Origin of the sequence: Streptomyces sp. NPDC057474, assembly GCF_042802555.1 — a bacterium.
Taxonomy (GTDB): domain Bacteria; phylum Actinomycetota; class Actinomycetes; order Streptomycetales; family Streptomycetaceae; genus Streptomyces.
Map to the genome: position 1 here is coordinate 23,747 of NZ_JBHVDX010000061.1, position 19,893 is coordinate 43,639.

The following is a 19,893-nucleotide window of genomic DNA, read 5'->3' on the forward strand; positions in this document are numbered from 1 at the left end:
AGATGTCGAAGTGTTCGCGGTACCGAGAGTGCGGGAACCGGTCCTGTGCGCTTCGAGCGTCACGCGGCCTCCTCGTGGTCGAAGAGGTGATCCCGGGGCCGGCCCAACGCGGCGAGGGCGGCGTCCGCCGCGCCGATGCCGCTGCGGACCGCACTCTCCATGGTCGCGGGCCACCCGGTGGCGGTCCACGCTCCGGCCAGGTACAGGCCGGGTGCCTTGGTGCGGGCGCCGGGCCTGAGCCGTCCGACGCCAGGGGTGGGAGCGAACGTCGCGGCGCGCTCCCGGGTCACGAAGAAGTCCTTCACCCGCGCGGGGCGCGCGGAGGGCAACAGCCGTTCCAGCTCGGGCAGATACCTCTCGCGCAGCGCGGACACGGGCGTGTCGATCTCGTCCTGCGCGGCCGACTGCGACAGCGCCAGGTACTGGCCCTCGCTCAGCCCGGACGCCTCGGTCCGGTCGAAGACCCACTGCACGGGCGAGCCGAGCGCCGCGAAGAACGGCTTGGTCAGCACCTTCCGGTCGTACACCACATGGACGTTGAGGATCGGCGCGGTGCCGATCTCCAGCAGCCGCCCGGGCTCGTCGAGCGCTCCCTCGGGCAGCAGGTCGTACGTCTCGCGGTGCGGTACGGCGAGGACGACCGTGTCGGCGTCGAGGCTCTCGCCGGGAACCTCGACCCGCCAATTCCCGTTCCCCAGAGGGGAGATGGAGGTGACGCGTGTACGCAATACGGTACGGACACCCGCCGAGTCGAGCGCCTTGCGGGCCAGCCGGTCGTGCAGTTCACCCAGCGGGACATGGGCCCAGCCGATGTCGGCCGCGCCCGGGTCGGACAGCAGACCTGTCTTGAACATCATCGCGGCGAGCCCGAGGGAAGCGTCCTGGGCCACCGCGTTGAGGGTGGCGACCCCCACGAGGTCCCACAGTGCCTCGACGGCCCGCGCGGACTGACCGTGCGCGGCCAGCCAGCCGCCGAAGTCCCGTTCGTCCAGCGCGGGATCGGCGAGGTCGAGTGCCTTGAGCGCCAGTGCGGCACGTCCCACCTTGGCGCGCTCGGTGAGCGAGAGATGGGTGTACGTGGCCAGGCTGCGCCCCAGATGCAGGGGTACGGGCAGCGCGTCGCGCCGCAGTCTGCCGAGCCGTCGCCCCGGCCTGCCCCCGGCGTCGAGAACCGGCACGTCGAGACGATCCTGCAATGGTGCGAGCGCGGCCCCGTCGAGGCGGTCGAGGAACCAGCGGTAGGCGGTGCAGCACCGCAGATACACATGCTGTCCGTTGTCGACGGTCAGATCGCCGCGCTGGAAGGAGAAGGCGAGTCCGCCCAGGCGGGGCCGACCTTCCAGGAGGGTGACGTCCACGCCCGCGTCGGCGAGCGAGAGCGCGGCGGTGATGCCCGCCAGTCCCCCGCCGACCACCACGGCCGTGTTCCGGGGGCGGCCCGTACGGTCCGCGTCCAGCAGTCCCACGGACTGTGCGCCGTCGGTCATCGTGCACCCTCCCCTGCCGGTCCGCCGAGGAGCTGGATCGGTCCGCGGGCGGCCGTTGCAGTCAGGGACGCCCTCATGTTGCGGAGGGTTGCGTACCACTTTTTCCCGATGGGTTCACCTTCGGCCGGATCGTCCATCAGACGCGCCTCCTCACGGTACGGCGCGACACATGGCGGGCGTCCAGACCGGAGAGGCCGCGTACGGCGACGTAGGCCTTCTCCCGGCCGGGCAGCGAGACCCGGCCGCGCAGTACGGCCTCCGGCTCGCGCTCGATGCGGTCGAGCAGCCGCCGGTAGATGCCGGCCATGGCGGCGACACAGGCTCCGCTGCGCCGGTCGAGCATCGGCAGCAGTCGATAGCCCTCGGCGAACAGGGCGCGGGCCCGGCGCACTTCGAAGTGCACCAGACCCGCGAAGTCGGAGTCGGCCGGCGGGAGAGGCCCGGCGAACCCGGCCGAGCAGCCGAATTTCGCGAGGTCGTCGGCGGGCAGGTAGGTGCGTCCGCCCTCCGCGTCCTCGCGAACGTCCCTGAGGATGTTGGTCAGTTGGAGCGCGAGCCCGAGGGTGTCAGCGTACTCCGGCGCGCGTTCCGCGCCGCGCACCCCGGGTTCCGTGCCGAAGACGCCGAGGGAGAGCCGTCCGATGGCACCGGCGACGCAGCGACAGTAGACCTTCAGGTCGTCCCAGGTCTCGTAGTCCTCGCCGTGTACGTCCATGAGGACGCCGCCGATGAGTTCGTCGAGGGCGTCGAGCGGGATCGGGAAGGCCGTTGCCGCGTGGGCGAGGGCGACCGCGACGGGGTCCGTGTCGTCCTCATCGACGGAGCCGTCCCGGACGCGGGTGAGCAGCGCTCTGGTCTCCTCCAGTCGGGCCGTCTTGACCTCGACCGCGAGCGCGCCGTCACCGATGTCGTCGACGCGCCGGGAGAAGGCGTACAGCGCGGACATCGCGCGGCGCTTGGGCATCGGCAACAGCCTGATGCCGTAGGCGAAGTTGCGGGCCTGCTGTCCGGTGACGGCCTCGCAGTAGCTGTAGGCGGCTAGTACCGGCAAGGACATGTGTGGTTCCGACTCCACGGTCCGGATCACCCCTCTCCTCGCAGGGTCGCGCCCACCTCGCGCAGCAGCCGGAGCTTGCCGGGCTTGGGCGGGCCGGGAAGTACGTCGAATTCGGCGGCGGCGACAGCGTGGACGGCCGCCCTTCCTCCCGCCACGAACCCCGCGAGGAGCAGCCTCAGCCTGCCGTGGACGCTACCCACGAGGGGGGTGCCGTCATTCAGGAGATTTCGGGCGCGTTCCGCCTCGTACGCGACCAGTGCGCGCACCGACGCGCCCGCTGTGGGCGCGGCTAGATCCGTCTCCTGGACGTGAAAGCGCTTCATGTCCGCGGCGGGCAGATAGACACGGTCGCGGCCCAGGTCCTCGGCCACGTCCTGGAGGTGTTCGACGATCTGCAGCGCGGTGCAGATCGAGTCGGAGTGCCGGACCCGCTCGGGGGTGGTGGTGCCGGTGACGGCGAGGACCAGGTGGCCGACGGGGTTGGCGGACAGCGCGCAGTAGGCGAGCAGGTCGTCGTAGGTTTCGTACCGCTTGACCAGCTGGTCCTGGCGGTTGGCGGCGATCAGGGCGAGGAACGGCTCCGGGGTGAGGGAGCGGCGGCGGACGGTGCGCTGGAGCCTGCGCAGCAGCGGGTGGTTCGGGGTGTCGTCGAAGACCTTGCCGAGGTCGGTCTCGAAGGCGTCCAGGAGGAGGAGCCGGTCGTCGGCGTCCTGCGGGGAGACGCCCAGGAGGCGGGCGTCGGCGCCGCCGGGGGCGAGATCGCCGTCGCCGATGTCGTCGACGAGGCGGGCGAAACCGTAGACCGCCATGAGGTCGTCGCGCCAGGCCCTGGGCAGGAAGAACGGGGCGACGGGAAAGTTCTCGGCCCCGGCCTTGTCGAGGGTGTCGCACTCCGGGTCCCCGGTGCGCGCCGTCCCGGTTCCGGTCACCGCCCGGCACCCTGCGCGGGAACGGCAGAAGCGTGGTTGAGCTGGGGAGTCTCCGTAGCCATGGCCGTCACATCTCCCGTTCTACACTGCCGACCCAATACGCACTATTTCGGACACGCCGCCCAGTGGGCGGCGTGTGCGGCTGATGCCGGATGTCGCGCATTATGGACCCACTTGCCGCGATTCGGCACCGGTACAGCTTACGTTGTACAACGCACCATGCTCCGTCGGGGTGTCCTGCACATCACAAGAACGCACCGATTGCCCCCAAGATCCCTACGGGCGGCCGGAGTTGCCACTTCCTTGCCGAAGTTGGCGTTTCCTTTACGGACGCCGCTCCCCGGTACCCCTTGCAGACGCCGGGCCCCACCGGAACAGTTCCGGTGGGGCCCGGGTCATTTCGGGCTACTTACCCGTGAACTTCTCGTATTCCTTCAGGACCTCGTCCGTCGGGCCGTCCATGCGCAGTTCGCCGCGTTCCAGCCACAGGACGCGGTCGCAGGTGTCGCGGATCGACTTGTTGTTGTGGCTGACCAGGAAGACCGTGCCGGCCTCCTTGCGCAGCTCGCGGATGCGGGCCTCGGAGCGCCTCTGGAACGAGCGGTCACCGGTCGCGAGGGCCTCGTCGATCATCAGGACGTCGTGGTCCTTGGCCGCCGCGATGGAGAAGCGCAGGCGGGCCGCCATGCCGGAGGAGTAGGTGCGCATCGGCAGGGTGATGAAGTCGCCCTTCTCGTTGATACCGGAGAAGTCGACGATCCCCTGGTATCGCTCCCTGATCTGCTCGCGGGACATGCCCATCGCGAGGCCGCCCAATATGACGTTCCGCTCTCCCGTGAGGTCGTTCATCAGGGCCGCGTTGACGCCGAGCAGCGAGGGCTGGCCGTCGGTGAAGACCTTGCCCTGCTCCGCCGGGAGCAGACCGGCGATCGCGCGCAGCAGGGTGGACTTGCCGGAGCCGTTGGAGCCGATCAGGCCGATGGCCTCGCCGCGGTAGGCGATGAAGGAGACACCCTTGACGGCGTGCACCTTGCGCACCCCGCGCTCCTCGCCGCGCTTGAGGATACGGCTGAGGGCCGCGGTGGCGCTGCCCTTGCCCGTCTTGGCGCCGTTGACGCGGTAGACGATGTGCAGTTCGTCCGCGATGACGGTGGGGATGTGTGACTCAGCCACGGCCGTACCTCTCCTCCGCCTTCCAGAAGTACACGAAGCCGCCGAGCGCGATCAGCGCGGCCCAGCCGCCGGCGACCGCCCACACGTGCGGGGGCAGGTTCTCGGAGCCGTAGCCGTCGATCAGCGCGAAGCGCATCAGGTCCATGTAGATCGCGGCCGGGTTCCACTGGAGGATGTCGGCGATCCACTTGGGGTGTTCGGCGAGCATCACCGGGATGGAGAACATGACGCCGGAGGCGTACATCCAGGTCCGCATCACGAACGGCATCAGCTGCGCGAGGTCCGGGGTCTTGGAGCCCATGCGGGCCATGATCAGCGCGAGGCCGGTGTTGAACAGGAACTGCAGCACCAGCACGGGGACGATCAGCAGCCAGGACAGCCGCGGATAGCTGCCGAAGCCGACCGCCACGCAGAACAGCACGATCATCGAGAACAGCAGCTGCTGGAGTTGCTGGAGCGCGAAGGAGATGGGCAGCGAGGCACGCGGGAAATGGAGGGCGCGCACCAGGCCGAGGTTGCCGGAGATCGCGCGGACCCCCGCCATCACGGAGCTCTGCGTGAAGGTGAACACGAACACACCCGTGACCAGGAACGGGATGTACACCTCACGCGACATGCCCCGGTCGGCGTTGAGGATCAGGCCGAAGATCAGGAAGTACACGAGCGCGTTGAGCAGCGGGGTGGCCACCTGCCACAGCTGGCCGAGCTTGGCCTGGCTGTACTGCGCGGTGAGCTTCGCCTGGGAGAAGGCGAGGATGAAGTGACGCCGCCCCCACATCTGGCGGACGTACTCGGCGAGTCCGGGCCTGGCGCCGCTCACGGCGAGCCCGTACTTGGCGGCCAGTTCCGTCGCGGAGAGCCCGTCGTCGGGCGACGGACGGTCGCTCACCACAACCCTGCCGTCATGCGTTGTCTCACTCACAAATGGAAACTTTCGTCCTCAAAGTGCGCAGCCTGGTCGGGCCGAGGCGGAAACCTGGACCGGGTACGGCCGAATGCTCTCAGATTTCGAGCTTGTCAGATGACGGGAGGTCGGCCCAGTCGGGTCAGCCGCCATACCGTACGCCACTTCATGGGCCGCCGGGGGCCGCAGGGGCTCGTCCAGCCCTCCTTGAAGCCGCCCAGCCAGGCTCTCAGGGCCGGGGCGGAGGGCTTGCGGAGCAGCGTCAGCAGCAGCCAGACGCCCAGGTAGACCGGGACGAGGAGGGTCGGGAGGTTCCGGCGCGCGAGCCAGACACGGTTGCGCGCGACCATGCGGTGGTAGACCGCGTGCCGGGAGGGCGCGGTCGTGGGGTGGTACAGCACCATGTCGGACCGGTAGTCGATCATCCAGCCCGCGTCGAGGGCCCGCCATGCCAGGTCGGTTTCCTCGTGCGCGTAGAAGAACTCGTCCGGGAGGCCGCCGACTTCGGCGAAGACCTGGGTGCGTACGGCGTTGGCGCCACCGAGGAAGGTGGTGACCCGGGAGGAGCGCATCGGGTCGGCGGCCCGCAGTCGGGGCACATGGCGCCGCTGGGTCTCACCGCTGTCCGGGTCGGCGATACGGAAGCTCACGATGCCGAGCTTCGGGTCCTCCGCGAAGGCCCGGCGGCAGAGTTCGGCGGTGTCGTGGTGGGCGAGCAGGCCGTCGTCGTCGAGGAAGAGGAGGACGTCGACGTCCCGGCCGCTGGGTCCGAACGCCTCTATGCCTATGTTGCGGCCGCCGGGAATGCCGAGGTTCTCGGGCAGCTCGACCGTCCGTACACCCTCGGGGACGTCCGGGACGGGCGAGCCGTTGCCGACGACGACCGCCTCGACCCGGTCGCCCTCCTGCTTGGCGACCGAGTCGAGGAGGGCACGGAGTTCGTCGGGGCGGTTGCCCATGGTGATGATCACCGCGCCGACCTTCATACCGCTGCTCACTTCAGCCTGCTGGAGGCGAGGATGGACACCAGGTGCAGCAGTGTCTGGACCAGCGCGATGCCGGCGAGTACGGCGACGCCGAGCCGGGAGAAGAAGAGGTCGCCCCGGGCCTGGTCCAGGACCGCGAACACCAGGATCAGCAGGGAGGCCTCGACGCCGAGGATGAGCCGGTGGAACTTCAGGGCGGCGGCGGCCTTGCGGGCCAGCGCCATGCCCGAGGAGCGCGGCTCCGCGGCCGACTCCTGGACCGGCGGCTTCCCCTGCTGGTGACGTGCGACACCGACGAGGTCGGTCTCGGCCTTGATCAGGATGGCGCCGAGGGCGGCGAGGGTGCCGAGGAAGGCCCACAGCCAGTCGATCCGGCCGGTGCCCCACAGGTCGGCGGCGCGCAGGCCGAAGCCGACGAGCACGGCCGCGTCGCACAGGTAGGCGCCGACCCGGTCCACGTAGATGCCGGCCATCGAGTACTGCTTGCGCCAGCGGGCGATCTCGCCGTCGACGCAGTCGAACAGCAGGTACAGCTGGACCATCAGCACACCGAGTACGGCGCCCGGGATGCCCGGCACCAGCAGGGCCGGGGCGGCGAGGACGCCGAAGACGGTCATCAGGTAGGTCAGCTGGTTGGGCGTGACCCGGGTGTTCACCAGGTGCCGGTCTATGCGCAGCGAGATCTCGCGCATGTAGAGCCGGCCGGCCCAGTGCTCACCGCTCCGCCGGTCCTTCACACCCGGAGGGTGAACGACCGGGCGGAGTTCAGCTACTGATGGCTTTGGCATAGTCGGCGTATGCGTCCTTGATCTGGTCGGTGCTCAGTTCGAGGTGCTCGAGGATGGTGTAGCGGCCCGGCCGGGTCTGCGGGGCGAACTCCACGACCTGGACGAACTCGTCCACGGTGAAGCCGATCTCGTCCGGGAGGACGGGCAGGCCGTGGTGGCGCAGGACTTCGACCATCTGTCCCGCGACCTCGTGGTTGCCCCGCAGGAACGTGGCGAACGCGCCGCCCAGGCCGCACTGTTCGCCGTGGAGGGCGTTGCGCTTGGGGAAGGTGAGGTCGAACGCGTGGCTGATCTCGTGGCAGGCGCCCGAGGCGGGACGGCTGTCGCCGGCCACGGACATGGAGATCCCGCACAGGACGAGGGACTCGGACAGCGTCGTCAGGAAGTCGTCGTCGCCGACGCCGCCGGGGTGGCGGAGGACTGCCTCGGCGGCCTGGCGGGCCATGGCGGCGGCCAGTCCGTCGACCTTCTCGCCGGTCTCCCGGCTGGACAGCTCCCAGTCGGCCACGGCGGAGATCTTGCAGATCACATCGCCGATGCCGGCCCGCACGAAGCGCACCGGGGCCTCACGGATGACGTCCAGGTCGATGACGATCCCGATCGGGTTCGGCACACCGTACGAGCCGCGGCCCGCGTCGTTGTCGAGCGTGGCGACCGGCGAGCACAGACCGTCGTTGGCGAGGTTCGTGGCGACGGCGACCAGCGGCAGGCCGACCCGGGCGGCCGCGTACTTGGCGCAGTCGATGACCTTGCCGCCGCCGAGCCCGACCACGGCGTCGTAGTGACCGCCCTTCTTGATCGAGTCGGCGAGCCGTACCGCGCCGTCGATGGTGCCGTCGGCGTCGCAGAACCAGTCGGCCTCCGGAAACGCGGGGGCGAACCGGTCGCGCAGCGCCGCGCCGGAGCCGGCGCTGATGGCGAAGGCCAGCCGGCCCGACGGCGCGATGCGCTGGTCGGACAGGATCGCCGCCAGATCATCGAGCGCGCCGGGACGGATGTCCACGACGACCGGCGAGGGGATGAGCCTCGTCAGTACTGGCACGCGATCTCACGTCCCTTGGCGAGGTCCTCGTGGTTGTCGATCTCGACCCACTTGACGTCCCCGATGGGCGCGACGTCGATACGGAAGCCGCGGTTCACGAGCTCCTGGTAGCCGTGCTCGTAGAACTGCTGCGGGTCCGTCTCGAAGACCGTCTTCAGGGCGTCGGCCAGCTCGTCGGCTGCCTCGCCCTCGATGAGGGTGACGCCGATGTACTCACCGGTCGCCTCGGCCGGGTCCATCAGCTTGGTGATCTTCGTCATGCCGCCCTCGGGGCCGACGACGACCTTCATCTCCTCGTCGGCGAGGGACTTCACCGTGTCGAGGGCGAGGATGATCTTCTTGCCGTCGCCGCGGGCGGCGAGCAGGGTCTTCTCGACGGAGACCGGGTGCACGGTGTCACCGTTGGCGAGGATCACCGAGTGCTTGATGGCGTCACGGCCGCACCACAGGGAGTAGGCGTTGTTCCACTCCTCGGCCTTGTCGTTGTCGATGAGGGTGATCTTGACGCCGTACTTCTGCTCCAGCGCCTCGCGGCGCTCGTACACGGCCTCCTTGCGGTACCCGACGATGATCGCGACCTCGGTCAGGCCGATCTCGGCGAAGTTGCCGAGGGTGAGGTCGAGAACGGTCAAGCTGTCCTCGTTACCTTCGGGTCCGACCGGCACCAGTGCCTTGGGCAGGGTGTCGGTGTAGGGGCGAAGACGCCGTCCGGCGCCGGCCGCCAGCACGAGGCCGATCATGCGGGTTCTCCTTCATCGTGTACGGCGGGTGCGCCTGTTTTATGGGCGGTCACCCAGAAGCGGATGCTCTCGACGAGCACCAGCAGTGCCACGGTCACGGCGAGAGCCGTGAGCGCGACCTTGAACTCTGTGGGCGCGAGCAGCGCGGCCAGGACGGTGACCAGCAGGGTCCTGCCTTCGTGACCGCCGATCGCCCGCACCAGCCACTGCGGTGGCGCGTCGGCGTCGCCGCGGATGCGGTACACCGTGTCGTAGTGATGGTAGGCGACCGCGGCCACCAGCCCGAAAGCCGCAGGGAGGGCTCCGTTCACATCGGCTTTGGCTGCCAGTACCAGAACGGTGCAGTATTCGGCGGCGCGGAAGAACGGCGGAATCAGCCAGTCGAGGGCGCCCTTGAGGGGGCGCTCGACGGCTTCCGCCGACAGCCCGACGTACAGGCCGGCCACGAGGACGACCTGCCAGGCCGGGCCCCAGACCCAGGCCGCGGTCACCACGGCCACGGCTCCGAAGGCCGCGCTGAGCAGCGCCGTCTTGCGCGGTGGGCCCGGCAGGAGCGATGCCAGCGCTTGGGCGAGCGGGCCGCTGTCCGCGAGGTCCGCCAGTGCCCGCGCCGCCCGGTCCGTTCGCCGGGTCTTGCGCGTCAGCGAGCGCAGGACGCGGCCCGCCGTGGTGTAGGTCGCGGCGAAGGCGCAGCCGACGAGCAGCGCGTAGAAGGTGATACGGGGTGTGGTGACCGCCGTGAGGACCGCGATCATCGCCCAGCGCTCACCGATGGGCAGGACGATCATCCGGCGGATCCAGACCGTCCAGCCGACGCTGTCGAGTTTGTCCGAAAGCGCGGCGGTCGGGCTGGTGTTGGCGGTGGCGGCGGAATCCCCGACGTTCGCCTCGTTGAAGGAGAAGTCGACGACGTGGCGGCAGGTCTGCAGGACCATCGCGCCGAGGGCGAGCGCCCACACATCGTCACTGCCGCCGCCTCGGGCGGCGCCGAGGGCGAGGCCCGCGTAGTAGGCGTACTCCTTGGCGCGGTCGAAGGTGGCGTCGAGCCAGGCGCCGAGCGTCGAGTACTGCAGCGAGTAACGGGCCAGCTGGCCGTCGACGCAGTCGAGGACGAAGGAGAAGATCAGCAGCAGGCCGGCCGCGACGAAGCCGCCGCGCGTGCCGGTGGCCGCGCAGCCCGCCGCGATCAGGGCGGTGATCAGCGAGGCCGTGGTGACCTGGTTCGGGGTCAGGCCCCGGCGGGCGCACCAGCGGGCGATGTAGCGGGAGTACGGGCTGATGCAGTACGTGGTGAAGAAGCCGTCGCGGGACTTCACCGCCGTGCGCAGCCGTACGGCCTCGTCGTCGACGGCGGCGACCGCCTGGCGGGCCTCGTTGCGGGCCTGCGGGTCGGCGGGGACTACGGCGACCAGGGTGCCGAGCTCGGGCCGGTACAGGCTGACGCCGTCCGCGTCGAGGGCGGCGACGACCCGGTCCGCGACGCTGTCGACGGCGACGGCGGTGCTGCCGCTCGCGGTGGAGCTCTCACGGGCCAGTGCCCGGGTCAGCTCCCGGCGGGCGGCGGCCTGCACGGTCACGGCGCCCGGGAGGGCGGCGGCGTCGAAGCGGGGGTCGGTGAGTCCCAGGCGGAGCGCGTGCACATGGCCCACGAAGCGGGCGTCGACGATCGCGACCCGCTGGTCCGCGGGCACCGTCGCCAGGAGCGTCTCGGCGTCACCGGCGTCGGAGGCGACCCGCACGTCGAAGCCGAGCGACCGCAGATCGCCCTCCAGTGACGATCCGGGCACCGGCTGACCGGTGAGGATGGCGGTCGACAGACGAACTCACTCCCTGGGTACCGACGCGACCGCGCCGGACATGTACGTGGTGGAGGCGCCCTGGCCCCCAGGGCCTGTCGTCGAATTCCCGTCGTCGCCCGGAGGGCGGCCTCGCGCCCGCCGCGGCAGCGGCTGATGCTCGCGTAGGTGCGTCCTCTCGGCGTGCCGCGCGCAAACCCTCGTACTGGACGTACTTGAGTCTGCGCACGGTGCGGCGAGAGTGCGTGCATGGCGCCGCGAGGCGGACGGGAATTCGACGACAGGCCCTGGGGCCCGGCGGCGTGTCGGCAGAGGTTATCGGATGAAGAGAAGCAGACGTTCACCGCCCGTTCACGGCCCGATCAGTTCGGCCTGCTCAAGCCGTCGGCCCTCCGCCGCGATCATCATCGGGGATTTGGGGGTTGCGCCACAAACTCCGGTGCGTATATCGGCCCATAGGAGGACAGAGGGGAGGGTGCTCCTCTGTCGAGAGGTTGCGACCAGCGCCTCTGAAGAGGCGCGGGGAACTGCGCGACCAGCCACGAACGACGCCGCACCCGCCGCCAACCCTGCACGCCCTCTGCGGCGAACAGGCACAACGCAGCCCCGAAACACCCCCGGAATAAGGTGACCCCATGACATGGCTGATCACAGGCGGGGCCGGCTACATCGGCGCACACGTGGCGAAGGTCATGGCCGACGCCGGCGAACAGGTGGTCGCGCTCGACGACCTGTCCGCCGGAGTCCCCAGCCGCCTCCCCCAGAACATCCCCCTCGTACAGGGCTCCGCCCTCGACGGCGACCTCCTCAAGCGCGTCCTCGCCGAGCGCGCCGTGACCGGTGTGGTGCACCTCGCCGCCCGCAAGCAGGTCGGCGAATCCGTCGCCCGGCCCACCCGCTACTACCAGGAGAACGTCGGCGGTCTCGCCACCCTCCTCGAGGCGGCGGCCGGAGCCGGGGTCGAGCGCTTCCTCTTCTCCTCCTCCGCCGCCGTCTACGGCAACCCGGACGTGGACCTCATCACGGAGGACACCCCGTGCGCCCCGATGAGCCCGTACGGCGAGACCAAGCTCGCCGGTGAATGGCTGGTCCGGGCCACGGGCCGGGCGCACGGCATCGCGACCGCCTGTCTGCGCTACTTCAACGTGGCGGGCGCCGCCGCCCCGGCCCTGGCCGACACGGGCATCTTCAACGTCATCCCGATGGTCTTCGACCGCCTCACCCGCGACGAGGCCCCGCGGATCTTCGGCGACGACTACCCGACCCCGGACGGCACCTGCGTCCGGGACTACATCCTTGTCGCCGACCTCGCCGACGCGCACCTCGCGGCGGCCCGACGCCTCACCACCGCAGACGTCACGGGCGACCTCACCGTGAACATCGGCCGCGGCGAAGGCGTCTCGGTCCGCGAACTCATCGACCTCATCGGTGAGGTGACCGGCGACCGCCGGCGACCGCTCGTCGAGCCGCGCCGCCCCGGCGACGCTCCGCGTGCGGTCGCCTCGGCAGCACGGGCCGAGCGGGAGCTCGACTGGACGGCCCGGCGCGGGGTACGCGAGATGGTCGAGTCGGCCTGGGCGGGCTGGCGACTGCACCGCGGCCTCTGACCGGCCCCCGATCATGGCAACGCTCTGACCTGCGCATCGTTTCCGCAGGTCAGAGCACATGACAACGGTGTTCAGTGCCGCGTTGCCGGATACCCCCCACCCGTAGTTCACTGTGATCCGGAGCCGAACACACGGACGCAGTTGGAAGGCGGATTCATGGGGGCTGGGCACGATCACGGGCACGCGCATCACGCGCCGACCAGTGGTACGGCGGCAGCGGCGTACCGCGGGCGGCTGCGGATCGCGCTGTCGATCACCCTCACCGTCATGATGGTCGAGATCGTCGGCGGTGTTCTCGCCGATTCGCTGGCGCTCGTCGCGGACGCGGCGCACATGGCGACGGACGCGGTGGGCCTGGGCATGGCGCTCCTCGCGATCCACTTCGCGAACCGCCCGGCGAGCGGCAACCGCACCTTCGGTTACGCCCGCGCCGAGATACTCGCGGCGCTCGCGAACTGTCTGCTGCTGCTCGGTGTGGGCGGCTACGTCCTGTACGAGGCGATCCAGCGGTTCATCACGCCCACGGAGACCGAGGGCGGCCTGACCGTCGTGTTCGGCACGGTCGGTCTGGTCGCGAACATGATCTCGCTGACCCTGCTGATGCGCGGCCAGAAGGAGAGCCTGAACGTACGGGGTGCCTTCCTGGAGGTGGCAGCGGACGCGCTCGGCTCGGTGGCGGTGATCATCTCCGCGACGGTCATCCTGCTCACCGGCTGGCAGGCCGCCGACCCGATCGCCTCACTGGTCATCGGTCTGATGATCGTCCCGCGCACGGTGAAGCTGCTGCGCGAGACCCTCGACGTCCTGCTGGAGGCGGCGCCGAAAAACGTCGACATGGCCGAGGTACGAGCCCACATACTGGCGCTGCCGGGCGTGGAGGACGTCCACGATCTGCACGCCTGGACCATCACCTCCGGCATGCCGGTGCTCTCCGCCCATGTGGTGGTCGGCTCCGACACGCTGGACTCCATAGGCCACGAGAAGATGCTGCACGACCTCCAGGGCTGCGTCGGCGACCACTTCGACGTCGAGCACTGCACCTTCCAACTGGAACCGGGCGGCCACGCGGAACACGAGGCGAAGCTTTGCCACTGACGACCGACTGGACGACGCGACCGGAGACGTCCGCCGACCGGGAGGGGGTGTACCGCGTCAATGCCGCCGCCTTCGGGACCGACGCGGAGGCCAGGCTGGTCGACGCGCTGCGTGAGGACCCCGACGCGTGGCTGCCGGAGCTGTCGTACGTGGCGGAGGCACCGGACGGCACGATCGCGGCGTACGCGCTGATCACGCGCTGTCATGTGGACGAGGTCCCCGCGCTGGCGCTGGCCCCCGTCGCGGTGCTGCCGGACCATCAGCGGCAGGGGGCGGGAGCGGCCGTCGTACGCGCGGCGCTGGAGGCGGCACGCGCGCGTGGGGAGCGGCTCGTCCTAGTCCTGGGGCATCCGGAGTACTACCCGCGCTTCGGCTTCGTACATGCATCCGAGTACGGCATCCGGCCGGGTTTCGACGTGCCGGACGCGGCGATGATGGCGCTGCTGCTGGACGGTTCCACGTCGGTGGCACCCGGCACCATCAGGTATCCGGCCGCGTTCGGGGTCTGACACACGGGCGGGGTGTGTCCTTTGGCGGAGTCCGCGGGTAGGACATGCGGGTTGGCGCGAAGTGCCGGGAGTGCCGGTTTCGTGCGGCAGACTTGAGGCTCGAAGAACGAGGCGAAGGATGGGCATGCCGATCACACCTGCCACCGCGATGCACAGTTCACAGAACGGCACCACGGAAGCGATCCTGCTGGAACTGGTCGACGAGGACGGCACCACGATCGGCACCGCGGAGAAGCTGGCCGCCCATCAGCCGCCCGGGCAACTGCACCGGGCGTTCTCCGTCTTCCTCTTCGACGAGCGCGGGCGGCTGCTGCTCCAGCAGCGCGCCCTCGGCAAGTACCACTCCCCCGGCGTCTGGTCGAACACCTGCTGCGGCCACCCCTACCCGGGCGAGTCCCCCTTCGCGGCGGCCGCGCGGCGGACGCACGAGGAGCTGGGGGTGTCCCCGGCGCTGCTCGGCGAGGCGGGCACGGTCCGCTACAACCACCCGGACCCGGATTCGGGTCTGGTGGAGCAGGAGTTCAACCATCTCTTCGTCGGGCTGCTGCAGTCCCCGCCGCGGCCGGACCCGGAGGAGGTCGGGACCACCGCTTTCGTCACCCCGGCCGAGCTGGCGGAGCGGCACGCCAAGGACACCTTCTCGTCCTGGTTCATGACGGTCCTGGATGCGGCCCGGCCGGCGGTCAGGGAGCTGACGGGCCCGGCCGCGGGCTGGTGACCGGGGCCGCCGGCCCCGGGCCGGTGGCCCTGACCCGCGGAACAGCGGCTCCTCACCCCTGGATCAGGTGTGCGGGTTTGAGCGGCAGGGCGGCCCAGATCACCTTGCCGCCACTCGCGGTGTGCTCGACGTCGCAGACCCCGCCCGCCTCCAGGGTGATCTCGCGCACCAGGAGCAGCCCACGACCGCCGAGCCGGCCGTGGTCGGTCTCCAGGGCGGTCGGGCGATAGGGATGGTTGTCCTCCACCGAGACCCGCACCCACTCCGCTCCGACGGCGACCTCGACGGCGAGCGTGGGCGACAGGAGCGCCGCGTGTTTCACGGCGTTCGTCACCAGCTCGGAGACGATCAGCAGAAGTCCTTGGACGAGGTCGTCCGAGATCGGCACACCCTGTCGGGCGAGCAGGTCCCGGACGGCGCGCCGCGCCTGCGGCACCGAGGCGTCGACGGCGGCAGCGGTGAACCGCCAGACCCCTTCGTAAGGCAGTGGCTCCGGCGGCCTCGGGTCGTCGGGACCGTGCCCGTCGCCTCCAGGGCGTGGGTCGCTCCCGCGCCCTTGGTCGTCCATTGTCCGGTCGCCACCCTCGCGCTCGATTGTCACCACATGTCGAGTGTTGGTAACTCAACGCTGCGCACGGAGAACTGAACAGAAGTCACCACGTATCGACGACTTCCAGATCATTCGTGAGCGAGGTGGCCAGTCACATGACCGACCCTGTTCGAGAAGTGTCGCTTTCGGAACTATTCGGGTTGTACGGGTTTGACGCCGGACCCACCCGCTTCCTGCCTCGGCCGCTCACTCTCCGTGAGCCGCTCGGAGACCAGGCCCAGGACGCGCCGGCCGCCGAAGCCGGTGGCGATCAGGCCGAGGCCGTCGAAGAGCAGGGCGAGCGAGAAGAAGGTACCGATGACGTACTTGCTGCTGCTCGGCCAGGAGGCGAGGACCATGATGCCGAGGAGGAGACCGAAGGCGCCCTGTACGAGCGTCCAGCCGAACTGGGGGCCGCGCACGACGAGGCTGCCGACCAGCCGGAACACCCCGCCGGTCAGGAACAGCAGCGCCGCGAACATGGTGAGCGCCTCGGCCGCCGCCTCCGGACTCTTGATGACGACCACACCCGCCGCGATGTTCAGGGCGGCCACCACGACGCCGAGCCAGAAGAAGTTGGTGCCGCGCGCCTGGACCGCGTGCAGCAGACCGATCGCGCCGCCGATCAGCAGCAGCCAGCCGAAGAGAATCATCGAGGTCAAGGTGGCGAAGCCGACGTAGAACAGCCCGACGAGCCCCGCGATCACCAGGACCGCACCGAGCGCGGCGAGCCAGCCGAAGCCCCGGCTGAGCCTGGCGGTCTCGGCGTCCACGTCCTCGGCGGCGTACACGCCCGTCCCGGGCCGCGCGCCCGTCACGGAGGTGCTGTCCTTCGCGGGGCGGGTGTTCTTGGCCTTCCTGGATCCGAGCATGGGGGGCCTCCTCGCGTTCCGGGCCCCTTCTTGATCGTATGGGCGCGAGGGTGGCTAGCATCCGGTGCATGGAGCCTCAGCTGCTGGACACCGTCGCCGACGGGCTCGCGACCGTCGTCGTCCACCACCCGGCCAAGCGCAACGCCATGACGGCAGGGATGTGGCGGGCGCTGCCGCCGCTTCTCGACCGGCTGGCCGCCGACCCCGGTGTACGGGCGCTGGTGCTCACCGGGGAGGGCGGGACGTTCTGCGCGGGGGCCGACATCTCCACGCTACGGGAGTCCCCGGGCGAGGCCCAGAGGTTGGCCGGCCTCGCCGAGGAGGCCCTCGCCGCCTTCCCGAAGCCGACCCTCGCGGCGATCCGTGGACACTGCGTGGGCGGCGGCTCACAGCTGGCGGCGGCCTGCGATCTGCGGTTCGCGGAGGAGGGGTCGCTGTTCGGGATCACTCCCGCGAAGCTGGGTCTCGTCTACCCGGCCTCCTCCACCCGGCGGCTGGTGTCGCTGGTCGGGCCGGGCACCGCCAAGTACCTGCTGTTCTCCGGCGAGTTGATCGACGCGGAGCGGGCACTGCGCACGGGGCTGGTGGACGAGGTGCTGCGCGTGGGTGAACTCGCCGGGCGGGTCGCGGAGTTCGCCCGGGTGCTGGTCTCGCGCTCCCAACTGACGCAGGCGGCGGCCAAGGAGTTCGCGAACGGCCGCACCGACCGCGACGCCCACTGGGCCGAGCAGGCCCGCGGCAGCGGCGACACCGCGGAGGGCGTCGCCGCGTTCCTCGAGCGCAGACAGCCCCGGTTCACCTGGAACGTCTGAACTCCCCCACCCCTGGGCTCACCGCAGGACGAAACGGCTGTTGTCGCGGAACCATTCGACGAGGTGGGCGGGGGCCTTCTCGGGTGAGCCCGCGTCGTACGGCGGCTGCGGGTCGTACTCCGTCGCCAGCTGGATGGCCCGGGCATGGTCGTCGCCCGCGATCCGGCCGAGCAGGGTCAGACCCATGTCGATGCCGGAGGAGACGCCGGCCGCGGTGACGTACTTGCCGTCGAACACCACCCGCTCCCCCGTCGACTCCGCGCCGAACCGCTGCAGCTCGTCGAGGGCCAGCCAGTGCGAGGTCGCGCGGCGACCCTCCAGAAGGCCCGCGGCGGCGAGCAGCAGGGAGCCGGTGCACACGGAGGTCGTCCAGGTGCTGGTGGTGTCGGCCGTGCGCAGCCAGCCCAGAAGGGCCTCGTTCTCCATCTGCTCGCTCTGGCCGGGGCCACCGGGGACGATGACGATGTCCGGGCTCGGCACCTCGGCCAGGGTCCTGTCCGCGGTGATTGCCAGCGCTCCCTGGTCGGTACGGACCGGGCCGGTCTCCTCGGCGACGAAGACCAGTTCTGCGTTCGGGGCGCGACCGAGGGTCTCGTAGGGGCCCACCGCGTCGAGGGCGGTGAAGCGGTCGAACAGGACGATGGCGATCTGCATGGGTTTCCCTTCAGTGGGTGGGAGCGGAGGCCGGGCGGAAGCGGCGGCGGTACTCCGCCGGGGCCGTGCCGAGGGTCTTCACGAAGGCGCGGCGCATGGCCTCGGAGGTGCCGTAGCCGCAGGTGCGGGAGATCTCCTCGACTCCGTCGGAGGTGTCCTCCAAGAGGCGGCGGGCGTGTTCGAGGCGGACTCGGTCGACGTACCGGCCCGGGGTCATGCCCGTCTCGGCCTGGAAGGCGCGGGCGAAGTGGCGGGGTGAGAGCCGGGCGCGGGCGGCCAGCCGCTCGACGCTGAGGTCGTCGCCGGGGTGCTCGGTGATCCACTGCTGGACCTCGCGGAGCGGTTCCCGCCGGGCGGTCTGGGCGGCGAGCTGGGCGCTGAACTGGGCCTGGTTTCCCGGGCGGCGCAGGAAGACGACGAGATGCCGGGCGATGGCGAGGGCGGCCGCGCGGCCGATGTCCTCCTCGACGAGCGCGAGCGCGAGGTCGATGCCGGAGGTGACGCCGGCGGAGGTGGCGATGTGTCCGTCGCGGATGTAGATGGGGTCGGGGTCGACCTCTATCGCCGGGTGGTCGCGGGCCAGTGTGTCGCAATACGCCCAGTGGGTGGTCGCCCGGCGGCCGTCCAGGAGACCCGCCTCGGCGAGCAGGATCGCGCCGGTGCAGACCGAGACCAGGCGCTCCGCGCGCGGACCGTGCTCACCCAGCCAGGCGACGACCTCGGGGGCGGGGTTCCGGGTGCCCCGGCCGCCCGGGACGAGCAGGGTGTGCGGGGCGGGCGCGGCGGCCAGGGCGTGGTCCGGGACGAGGGTGAGGCCGCTGGAGGTGCGCACGGGCGTGCCGTCCAGGGAGGCCGTGCTGATGCGGTACGTCCCCGGTGTGTGCTGGTCCGCGCCGGCGAAGACCTCCATCGGGCCCGTGACGTCGAGGCTCTGCACGCCGTCGAAGAGGACGACCAGGACAGTTCGCATGGCATCGATTCTTGGGCGCGCGAACCATGACCGCAATGACGAGTTCCCCACCTTTTCTGCCACAGGAGGGGCGGAAACGCCGCCTGGGCCGGCCGGGGCCGCCGGTCGGGCCGGGCCGCCTCCGCCACACCGACCAACCGGTCGGTAACCTGCCGTGCATGACCTCTTCTCTGCCGGAGCGCGCCGGGCGGCGCTGCCACAGCCTCCTCAATCCGTTCCACTCCGCGCACTACTTCTCGCCGGACCTCGAGCGGGAGCTGGCCGCCGTGGGGGTGGGGGACGCGAGGGCGGCGTACTTCGCGGTGCGGGCGGCGGCCATGGGCAGGGCCGGCGCGGGCGTGGTGACGGCGACGTTCTTCAACTTCCGCCACGAGTTGGTGGCGGAGCACGTCCCCGCCGTGTGGGAGACCGCAGCGCCCTCGGTGGTACTGGCGGCCCGTGAACGCGCCGTCGACGCCACACTGCGGCGGCTGCTCGGCGAGGAGCTGATCGCCTCCGAGGAGGTCGCCGAGGCGGCGGAGCTGGCCCTCCGCGCCACCGAGGCGTGCACGAGGACCGCACGCCCCCTGTACGCCGCGCACGCTGATCTCCCCGTACCCGAGCGCCCTCATCTCGCGCTCTGGCACGCGACCACACTGCTGCGCGAGCACCGGGGCGACGGACATCTCGCGGTACTCCTCGACGCCGGCCTCGACCCGGTCGAGGCACTGGCCAGCCACACCGCGACCGGCAAGGGCATGTCCCCGAAGTGGGTCGTCGGCACGCGTGGCTGGACCCGGGACGAGTGGGACGCCGCGAGCGCCCGGCTCCACAAGCGCGGGCTGATCGACACCGGGGGCGAGCTGACGGAGGCGGGCGTGGCCCTTCGCAGGGAGATCGAGGACGCGACGGACCGCCTCGACCTCGCGCCGTACGAGCACCTGGGCGCGGCCGGCGTGGAGCGGCTCACCGAGCTGATGACCGGGCTGGTGACGACCATGCTCTCCGCGGGGGCGTTCCCGGCAGGGATGATCGGCAAGCGCTGATCGGATCGGTTCAGGCATGAACGGCGCGGGGCGCGGTACCCGATCGTTCCTGGCCCAGTCAGCCGGGAGACGAAAGGGGAAGTACGTGTTCCGTGCGATCGCAGACGTGTTGCGGCAGATCGGTGGGGCCATCGCGACGG

At 70.6% G+C, this 19,893-nt stretch carries 20 protein-coding genes and 1 pseudogene; 6 read left to right on the forward strand and 15 right to left on the reverse strand.

Features of this window, described 5'->3' with window-relative positions:
• Nucleotides 1-59: 59 nt before the first annotated feature.
• The 11 genes from hpnE to ACFU53_RS19290 form a co-directional block, all read right to left on the reverse strand.
• The gene (gene hpnE, locus ACFU53_RS19240; protein WP_383993405.1) at nucleotides 60-1,487 is read right to left on the reverse strand and encodes a hydroxysqualene dehydroxylase HpnE; all 1,428 of its coding nucleotides are present in this window, start codon (nucleotides 1,485-1,487) and stop codon (nucleotides 60-62) included.
• A complete protein-coding gene (locus ACFU53_RS19245; protein ID WP_383993408.1) occupies nucleotides 1,484-1,624 on the reverse strand; it encodes a DUF6380 family protein in 141 nt (46 codons plus the stop codon). The genes hpnE and ACFU53_RS19245 overlap by 4 nt, the downstream gene beginning before the upstream one ends.
• Nucleotides 1,624-2,574, reverse strand: coding sequence for a presqualene diphosphate synthase HpnD (gene hpnD / locus ACFU53_RS19250; protein ID WP_383993410.1), 951 nt, complete (start codon nucleotides 2,572-2,574; stop codon nucleotides 1,624-1,626). Before hpnD ends, ACFU53_RS19245 begins: the two co-directional genes overlap by 1 nt.
• Nucleotides 2,571-3,473: a squalene synthase HpnC gene (gene hpnC / locus ACFU53_RS19255; RefSeq protein WP_383993413.1), complete on the reverse strand. Its 903-nt coding sequence runs from the start codon at nucleotides 3,471-3,473 to the stop codon at nucleotides 2,571-2,573. The genes hpnD and hpnC overlap by 4 nt, the downstream gene beginning before the upstream one ends.
• Nucleotides 3,474-3,878: 405 nt before the next feature.
• On the reverse strand, nucleotides 3,879-4,646 hold the full coding sequence (locus ACFU53_RS19260) for an ABC transporter ATP-binding protein (protein ID WP_383993416.1): 768 nt from the start codon (nucleotides 4,644-4,646) through the stop codon (nucleotides 3,879-3,881).
• Nucleotides 4,639-5,568, reverse strand: coding sequence for an ABC transporter permease (locus tag ACFU53_RS19265; protein ID WP_383993419.1), 930 nt, complete (start codon nucleotides 5,566-5,568; stop codon nucleotides 4,639-4,641). Before ACFU53_RS19265 ends, ACFU53_RS19260 begins: the two co-directional genes overlap by 8 nt.
• Before the next feature lie 95 nt (nucleotides 5,569-5,663).
• Nucleotides 5,664-6,536: a glycosyltransferase family 2 protein gene (locus ACFU53_RS19270; protein ID WP_383993450.1), complete on the reverse strand. Its 873-nt coding sequence runs from the start codon at nucleotides 6,534-6,536 to the stop codon at nucleotides 5,664-5,666.
• A gap of 8 nt (nucleotides 6,537-6,544) precedes the next feature.
• On the reverse strand, nucleotides 6,545-7,273 hold the full coding sequence (locus ACFU53_RS19275) for a CDP-alcohol phosphatidyltransferase family protein (RefSeq protein WP_383993421.1): 729 nt from the start codon (nucleotides 7,271-7,273) through the stop codon (nucleotides 6,545-6,547).
• Between the two features lie 28 nt (nucleotides 7,274-7,301).
• On the reverse strand, nucleotides 7,302-8,366 hold the full coding sequence (locus ACFU53_RS19280; RefSeq protein ID WP_383993424.1) for an iron-containing alcohol dehydrogenase family protein: 1,065 nt from the start codon (nucleotides 8,364-8,366) through the stop codon (nucleotides 7,302-7,304).
• The gene (locus tag ACFU53_RS19285; RefSeq protein WP_358851895.1) at nucleotides 8,354-9,106 is read right to left on the reverse strand and encodes a phosphocholine cytidylyltransferase family protein; all 753 of its coding nucleotides are present in this window, start codon (nucleotides 9,104-9,106) and stop codon (nucleotides 8,354-8,356) included. The genes ACFU53_RS19280 and ACFU53_RS19285 overlap by 13 nt, the downstream gene beginning before the upstream one ends.
• Nucleotides 9,103-10,923 carry a DUF5941 domain-containing protein gene (locus tag ACFU53_RS19290; RefSeq protein ID WP_383993454.1) on the reverse strand — a complete coding sequence of 607 codons (1,821 nt, stop codon included), beginning with the start codon at nucleotides 10,921-10,923 and terminating at the stop codon, nucleotides 9,103-9,105. Before ACFU53_RS19290 ends, ACFU53_RS19285 begins: the two co-directional genes overlap by 4 nt.
• A gap of 614 nt (nucleotides 10,924-11,537) precedes the next feature.
• Between ACFU53_RS19290 and galE the strand changes: the two genes are divergently transcribed.
• The 4 genes and pseudogenes from galE (at nucleotide 11,538) to idi (ending at nucleotide 14,831) form a co-directional block, all read left to right on the forward strand.
• Nucleotides 11,538-12,509 carry a UDP-glucose 4-epimerase GalE gene (galE, locus tag ACFU53_RS19295; RefSeq protein WP_383993427.1) on the forward strand — a complete coding sequence of 324 codons (972 nt, stop codon included), beginning with the start codon at nucleotides 11,538-11,540 and terminating at the stop codon, nucleotides 12,507-12,509.
• A 156-nt stretch (nucleotides 12,510-12,665) separates the two neighbouring features.
• The gene (locus ACFU53_RS19300) at nucleotides 12,666-13,604 is read left to right on the forward strand and encodes a cation diffusion facilitator family transporter (protein ID WP_383993430.1); all 939 of its coding nucleotides are present in this window, start codon (nucleotides 12,666-12,668) and stop codon (nucleotides 13,602-13,604) included.
• Nucleotides 13,598-14,113 (forward strand): annotated as a pseudogene (locus ACFU53_RS19305) (GNAT family N-acetyltransferase); the annotation flags it as partial. The gene ACFU53_RS19300 and the pseudogene ACFU53_RS19305, both read left to right, overlap by 7 nt.
• A 124-nt stretch (nucleotides 14,114-14,237) precedes the next feature.
• Nucleotides 14,238-14,831: an isopentenyl-diphosphate Delta-isomerase gene (gene idi / locus ACFU53_RS19310; RefSeq protein WP_383993433.1), complete on the forward strand. Its 594-nt coding sequence runs from the start codon at nucleotides 14,238-14,240 to the stop codon at nucleotides 14,829-14,831.
• 52 nt (nucleotides 14,832-14,883) lie between these two features.
• Here the strand turns inward: idi and ACFU53_RS19315 are convergent, their stop codons facing one another.
• Both ACFU53_RS19315 and ACFU53_RS19320 read right to left on the reverse strand, forming a co-directional pair.
• Nucleotides 14,884-15,399, reverse strand: coding sequence for an ATP-binding protein (locus ACFU53_RS19315; RefSeq protein WP_383993457.1), 516 nt, complete (start codon nucleotides 15,397-15,399; stop codon nucleotides 14,884-14,886).
• A gap of 173 nt (nucleotides 15,400-15,572) precedes the next feature.
• Nucleotides 15,573-16,292: an HdeD family acid-resistance protein gene (locus ACFU53_RS19320; protein WP_383993435.1), complete on the reverse strand. Its 720-nt coding sequence runs from the start codon at nucleotides 16,290-16,292 to the stop codon at nucleotides 15,573-15,575.
• A gap of 68 nt (nucleotides 16,293-16,360) precedes the next feature.
• Here ACFU53_RS19320 and ACFU53_RS19325 point away from each other — a divergent pair, with 68 nt between their 5' ends.
• Nucleotides 16,361-17,104 (forward strand): enoyl-CoA hydratase/isomerase family protein, encoded by a 744-nt coding sequence (locus ACFU53_RS19325; protein ID WP_383993438.1) that lies wholly within the window; start codon nucleotides 16,361-16,363, stop codon nucleotides 17,102-17,104.
• Between the two features lie 18 nt (nucleotides 17,105-17,122).
• Here ACFU53_RS19325 and ACFU53_RS19330 read toward each other — a convergent pair whose 3' ends face one another.
• Both ACFU53_RS19330 and ACFU53_RS19335 read right to left on the reverse strand, forming a co-directional pair.
• Nucleotides 17,123-17,758, reverse strand: coding sequence for a DJ-1/PfpI family protein (locus ACFU53_RS19330; protein WP_383993441.1), 636 nt, complete (start codon nucleotides 17,756-17,758; stop codon nucleotides 17,123-17,125).
• Nucleotides 17,759-17,768: 10 nt separating this feature from the next.
• On the reverse strand, nucleotides 17,769-18,728 hold the full coding sequence (locus ACFU53_RS19335; RefSeq protein WP_383993444.1) for a GlxA family transcriptional regulator: 960 nt from the start codon (nucleotides 18,726-18,728) through the stop codon (nucleotides 17,769-17,771).
• 158 nt (nucleotides 18,729-18,886) lie between these two features.
• Here ACFU53_RS19335 and ACFU53_RS19340 point away from each other — a divergent pair, with 158 nt between their 5' ends.
• The gene (locus ACFU53_RS19340; RefSeq protein WP_383993447.1) at nucleotides 18,887-19,753 is read left to right on the forward strand and encodes a hypothetical protein; all 867 of its coding nucleotides are present in this window, start codon (nucleotides 18,887-18,889) and stop codon (nucleotides 19,751-19,753) included.
• Nucleotides 19,754-19,893: the final 140 nt, after the last annotated feature.

Excerpts from the sequence above, each read along its gene's own strand:
- hpnE (WP_383993405.1), bottom strand. The coding sequence starts at position 1,487 with ATGACCGACGGCGCACAGTCCGTGGGACTGCTGGACGCGGACCGTACG.
- ACFU53_RS19245 (WP_383993408.1), bottom strand. The coding sequence starts at position 1,624 with ATGGACGATCCGGCCGAAGGTGAACCCATCGGGAAAAAGTGGTACGCA.
- ACFU53_RS19270 (WP_383993450.1), bottom strand. The coding sequence starts at position 6,536 with ATGAAGGTCGGCGCGGTGATCATCACCATGGGCAACCGCCCCGACGAA.
- ACFU53_RS19285 (WP_358851895.1), bottom strand. The coding sequence starts at position 9,106 with ATGATCGGCCTCGTGCTGGCGGCCGGCGCCGGACGGCGTCTTCGCCCC.
- galE (WP_383993427.1), top strand. The coding sequence starts at position 11,538 with ATGACATGGCTGATCACAGGCGGGGCCGGCTACATCGGCGCACACGTG.
- ACFU53_RS19300 (WP_383993430.1), top strand. The coding sequence starts at position 12,666 with ATGGGGGCTGGGCACGATCACGGGCACGCGCATCACGCGCCGACCAGT.
- idi (WP_383993433.1), top strand. The coding sequence starts at position 14,238 with ATGCCGATCACACCTGCCACCGCGATGCACAGTTCACAGAACGGCACC.
- ACFU53_RS19315 (WP_383993457.1), bottom strand. The coding sequence starts at position 15,399 with ATGGACGACCAAGGGCGCGGGAGCGACCCACGCCCTGGAGGCGACGGG.
- ACFU53_RS19320 (WP_383993435.1), bottom strand. The coding sequence starts at position 16,292 with ATGCTCGGATCCAGGAAGGCCAAGAACACCCGCCCCGCGAAGGACAGC.
- ACFU53_RS19325 (WP_383993438.1), top strand. The coding sequence starts at position 16,361 with ATGGAGCCTCAGCTGCTGGACACCGTCGCCGACGGGCTCGCGACCGTC.
- ACFU53_RS19330 (WP_383993441.1), bottom strand. The coding sequence starts at position 17,758 with ATGCAGATCGCCATCGTCCTGTTCGACCGCTTCACCGCCCTCGACGCG.
- ACFU53_RS19335 (WP_383993444.1), bottom strand. The coding sequence starts at position 18,728 with ATGCGAACTGTCCTGGTCGTCCTCTTCGACGGCGTGCAGAGCCTCGAC.
- ACFU53_RS19340 (WP_383993447.1), top strand. The coding sequence starts at position 18,887 with ATGACCTCTTCTCTGCCGGAGCGCGCCGGGCGGCGCTGCCACAGCCTC.